Here is a 5,951-nt window from a genome sequence, read left to right on the forward strand (position 1 = left end):
ACCACCAAATCAAACTCCGCGGCCACCGCATCGAACCCGCCGAAATCGAACACACCCTCACCACCCACCCCACCATCACCAACGCCCTCATCACCCTCCACCACGACCGGCTCATCGCCTACCTCGTGCCAGCTGACCAGGACAGCGGCATCCCAGCCAGCACCGAACTACGCGACCACCTACGCGCCACCCTGCCCGACCACATGATCCCCACCACCTACATCGCTTTGGCGGCATTCCCTCGCACCCCCAACGGCAAGATCGACCGCCGCGCCCTGCCTGCACCCGACACCACCCGCCTCGACCTCGCGGGCAGCTACCAGGCACCCAGCACCCCCACTGAACAACTCCTCGCCACCATCTGGACCGACCTCCTCGGCCTCGACCGGGTCGGCACCACGGACAACTTCTTCAACCTCGGCGGACATTCACTCCTCGCCACCCAGGCCATCTCCCGCATCCGGGCCACGTTCAGCGTCGACCTCAGCCTTGCCACGCTGTTCGACCAGCCCACCATCGCGGGCCTCGCCACCATCGTGGACAACACCACTGCTGCGGAGCAGGCAGCGCCTCCCATCGTCGCCGTCTCACGTGACCAGAGGCTGCCGCTCTCCTTCGCCCAGCAGCGACTCTGGTTCCTGGACCAGCTCAATCCCGGCTCGGTCGAATACAACATCGCCACCCCCATTCAGCTCCCTGAGCAACTCGACATCCCCGCCCTGCACGCCGCGCTCGCCACCCTCACCGAACGGCACGAGGTGCTGCGCACCCGCCTGGTGGCCGACGCCGAAGGCGTGCCCTGGCAGGTCATCGACCTACCCACCGGGTTCCACCTGCCCGTTGTCGATCTGACGGCTCACGACGACCGCGACCAGGCCGTACGTGCCTGGATCGCGAAGGACTCGGCCACTGCGTTCGACCTGGCCAGCGGTCCGCTGATCCGTGGCAGCCTGCTCCGGCTGGGTGACGACGAGCACCTGCTCGCCCTGTGCATGCACCACATCGTCTCGGACGAGTGGTCGGCCAAGATCTTCCAGCATGAGCTCGAGTCTCTGTACGCGAGTTACCGCGCCGGTCAGAGTGACCCACTTCCGCCGCTGACCGTTCAGTACGCCGACTTCGCCGCGTGGCAGCGCGATTGGCTCACCGGGCCGGTCCTGGACAAGCAGCTCGGCTACTGGCGTGCTCAGCTGGCAGACACGCCCGTGCTCGATCTGCCGACCGATCGGCCACGCCCGGCCGTGCGCTCCACTGCGGGTGCCGCGATCGGCTTCCAACTGAACGTCGAGATCACGCGGCGACTGCAGGAAGTCTCGCGTCAGAACGCCAGCACCATGTTCATGACGCTGCTGAGCGCCTACGCTGTTCTGCTGAGCAAGTACACCGGGCAGGACGACCTGATCGTCGGAACCCCCGTCGCCAACCGCAACCACGGCGAGACCGAACAGCTCATCGGCTTCTTCGTCAACACTCTCGCGTTACGCGCCGATCTGAGGGGCGACCCGACGTTCGCGGAGCTGCTCTCTCAGATCCGCGGCACCGCGCTGGCGGCCTACACCCACCAGGACCTGCCGTTCGAGCAGCTCATCGACGAGCTGGCCGTGGTCCGCGACCGATCACGGACCCCCCTGGTCCAGACCCTGTTCAACTACACGACCAACGACTCGGCTACTGCGACTTCGGCTGAGGTACTGCCGGCGAAGTTCGATCTCAGCCTGACGATGGGCTCCACCGCCGACGGCGCTTTGGCCGGGTCGATCCAGTACAGCACCGCCCTGTTCGACGAGGCCACCATCCGCCGCATGATCGGCCACCTCACCGAACTGCTTTCCGCGATCACCACCAACGCCGATCAGCATCTGTCGGCCCTGCCCATCCTCACTCCGGACGAGCACCAGCAACTCGCCGTCGACTGGAACGCCGCCACCGCCGAACTCCCCCAGGCCAACGGCATCCACGAACTCATCACCGGCCAACCAGACGCGCCAGCCGTCATCTACGACGACACCACCCTCACCTACGGCCAGTTGGAGACCCGCGCCAACCAACTCGCCCACCACCTCCTCGGCCTCGGGCTACAGCGCGAAGGCGTCGTCGGCCTCTGCCTGCCACGCAGCACCCACATGATCGTCGCCATCCTCGCCATCTGGAAGGCCGGCGGCACCTACCTCCCCCTCGACCCCGACTACCCCACCGACCGACTCACCTACATGCTCACGGACAGCGGAGCCGACCTCCTCATCACCACCACCGCCGAGCACACCGCTGAGCACGCCGCCGAGCCCACTAAGTACACCGCTGAGCTGCTCTCCGGCATCCCCGCCGTCAGCCTGGACGATCCCGCCACTAACGCCGCCCTGGACGCCCACCCCACCACACCGCCAGACCTCTCCCACACCCTGGCCCTGGACGATCCCGCCACCCAAGCCGCCCTGAACGCCCAGCCCACCACGCCACCGGACGTGACGGTCCTTCCGGACCAGGCCGCCTACCTCATCTACACCTCAGGCTCGACCGGCCGGCCCAAAGCCGTCCAAGCCACCCACCGCTCCGCGATCAACCTCGCCACCACCATGCGACCCCTGTTCGCCATCGACCACACCAGCAACGTCCTGCAATTCGCCTCCTTCAGCTTCGACGCCGCCATCCTCGACATCACCGTCACCCTCACCACCGGCGCCGCCCTGGTCCTAGCCACGCCCGAACAGCGAACCCACCCCGACCAGCTCACCCAGCTGATCGACCGGCACCACATCACCGCAGCCAGCATCGTCCCGTCCCTGCTGGCCACCCTCACCCCCGACACCACCACCACGCTCAACACCCTGATCCTTGGTGCCGAACGCCTTACCGCCCACCTCGCCGATGCCTGGGCACCGCACCTCACTCTGCGCAACACCTACGGACCCACCGAGACGACGGTTATCACCACCACCACACCGCCTCTCACTGCGTCCGGCAGCATGCCGGCCATCGGCAGCCCACTCCCCAACACCCACACCCACGTGCTCGACCCCCACCTCAACCCAGTACCGATCGGCGTGGCAGGCGAACTCCACATCGGCGGCACCGGACTCGCCCGCGGCTACCACCGCCGACCCGCCCTCACCGCCCAACACTTCATCGCCGCCCCCGGCGGAACACGCCTCTACCGCACCGGCGACCAAGCACACTGGCGCGCCGACGGCCAACTCCACTTCCTCACCCGCACCGACCACCAAATCAAACTCCGCGGCTACCGCATCGAACCCGCCGAAATCGAACACACCCTCACGACCCACCCGGCCATCGCCGCCGCGCACGTCATCGCTCACGAGCAGCGCCTCATCGCGTACCTCGTACCAGGCGAAGAGCCCATCCCACCGGTCAACGAACTACGCGACCACCTGCGGACCAGCCTGCCCGACCACATGATCCCCACCACCTACATCGAACTGGCAGCCTTCCCCCTCACCCCCAACGGCAAAATCGACCGCCCCGCGCTCCCCACCCCCGACGGCAACCGACCCGAACTAAACGGCTCCTACCAGCCACCCACCACAACAACCCAGGAACTTCTCACCTCCATCTGGGCCGACCTCCTCCACCTCGACCAGATCGGCACCACCGACAACTTCTTCGACCTCGGCGGACACTCACTCCTCGCCACCCAAGCCATATCCCGTATAGAGGCCACATTCGGCATCGAGATCGGCCTCGCGGCCCTGTTCGACCAGCCCACCATCGCCGAACTGGCGACAGTCATCGACGCCAGCGCCACGGCGGATCAGGCACCGCCCATCGTCGCCGTCCCACGCGACCAGAAACTGCCACTCTCCTTCGCCCAGCAGCGTCTCTGGTTCCTGGACCAGCTCAATCCTGGCTCGGTCGAATACAACATCCCTTCCCCGATCCCCTTGACCGGGGAACTGGACATCCCCACGCTGCAAGCCACCCTGGACTGCTTGATCAAGCGACACGAGGTGCTGCGCACCCGCCTGGTCGCCGATGCCAATGGCGTGCCTTGGCAGGTCATCGACCCACCGTCGCCTTTCGATCTGCCCATCATCGACCTGGCTTCGGAGACGGATCCGTTCCAGGCGGCTCGCGCCTGGGTGGCCACCGACGCCACCACTCCGTTCGACCTGGTCAACGGCCCGCTGATCCGCGGCAGCCTGCTACGGCTGGCCGACGACGAGTACGTGCTCGCGCTCTGCATGCACCACATCGTCTCCGACGAGTGGTCAGCCGACATCCTCGGCCGCGAGCTGGCAACCATGTATCAGACGTTCCGAAGCGGCCAACCCAATCCCCTGCCGGCTTTGCCGGTGCAGTACGCCGACTTCGCGGTATGGCAGCGCGACTGGCTCACCGGACCGGTGCTGGACGAGCAGCTCGGCTACTGGCGCACCCAGTTGGCCAACCCGCCCGTGCTCGACCTGCCGACCGACCACTCCCGCCCCGCCGTGCGTTCAAGTGCAGGTGCGGCTATCCGTTTCCAGCTCAGCACCGAAGTCACCCAGCGGCTGCAGGACATCTCGCGCCAGAACTCCAGCACCATGTTCATGACATTGCTGGCCGCTTACAAGGTCCTGCTAAACAAATACACCGGCCAGGACGACCTGATCGTCGGCACCCCCGTAGCCAACCGCAACCACGCCGAAACCGAGCAACTCATCGGCTTCTTCGTCAACACCCTGGCGCTTCGTACCGATCTGAGCGGCGACCCAATCTTCACGGACTTACTAACGCAGATCCGCGCCACCGCACTGGCCGCCTACACCCACCAGGACCTGCCGTTCGAGCAGCTCATCGACGAGCTGGCCATCGCCCGCGACCGCTCACGCACCCCGCTCACGCAGGCCTTCTTCAATTACACCCTTCAGCCCAATACAGACGTCGAGCCGCAAGAGCAGGGCGTCACGGTCGCCAAGTTCGATCTGCGGCTGATGTTCTTCCAAACCGGCGACAACCTCACCGGCGTCATCGAATACAGCACCACCCTGTTCGACCAACCAACGATCCACCGCATGGTCGGCCACCTCACCGAACTACTCACCGCGATCACCACCAACCCCAGCCAGCACCTGTCGGCCCTTTCAATCCTCACCCCGGACGAGCACCAGCAACTCACCATCGACTGGAACTCCGCTACCGCCGAACTCCTCCCGTTTAACGGCGTCCACGAACTGATCGCCGCACAAGCCACCCTCCGGCCCGACGCCACCGCCGTCATCCACGACGACACCCCACTCACCTACGCCCAACTCGATGCCCGCGCCAACCAACTCGCCCATCATCTCCAAGCACTCGGCATCGGCACCGAACAGATCGTCGCCCTCTGCCTGCCCACCGGGCCCGAAGCCATCATCGCCATCCACGCCATCTGGAAAACCGGCGCCGCCTACCTCACCCTCGACCCCCAACACCCCGCCGAACGCCTCACCTACCAACTCACCGACAGCCACACCAGCCTCATCCTCACCACCACCCACATCGCCGACGACCTCCCCGCCAGCCACACCCCCACCCTCACCCTCGACACCCACCACACCCAAACCGCCCTATCCGCACAACCCACCACGGCACCCCACACCATCACCCACCCCCACCAAACCGCCTACCTCATCTACACCTCAGGCTCCACCGGCCACCCCAAAGCCGTCAAAATCACCCACCACAACCTCATCAACTACCTCACCGTCGCTCCGACACGCCTCGGCATCGGCCAACCACACGCCACCTACCTCCTCCTCCAAAACACCGTCACCGACTTCGCCAACACCATCCTGTTCACCAGCCTCACCACCGGCGGAACCCTCCACATACCCCCCGCCCAAACCACCACCGACCCCCAACACCTCGCCGCCTACCTGAACGACCACCCCATCGACCACTACAAAATCGTCCCCACCCACCTCAACGCCCTCACCCACACCACCCCACCCCACACACTCCTCCCCCACCACACC

At 65.9% G+C, this 5,951-nt stretch carries 1 protein-coding gene; it reads left to right on the forward strand.

What is annotated here, in order from left to right; translation table 11 throughout:
• Window positions 1-44: 44 nt before the first annotated feature.
• A partial coding sequence (locus KME78_RS63390; protein ID WP_308127611.1) for a non-ribosomal peptide synthetase occupies window positions 45-5,951 on the forward strand: 5,907 nt, incomplete at its 3' end.

Origin of the sequence: Nonomuraea guangzhouensis, from assembly GCF_019396345.1 — a bacterium.
Lineage (GTDB): Bacteria > Actinomycetota > Actinomycetes > Streptosporangiales > Streptosporangiaceae > Nonomuraea > Nonomuraea guangzhouensis.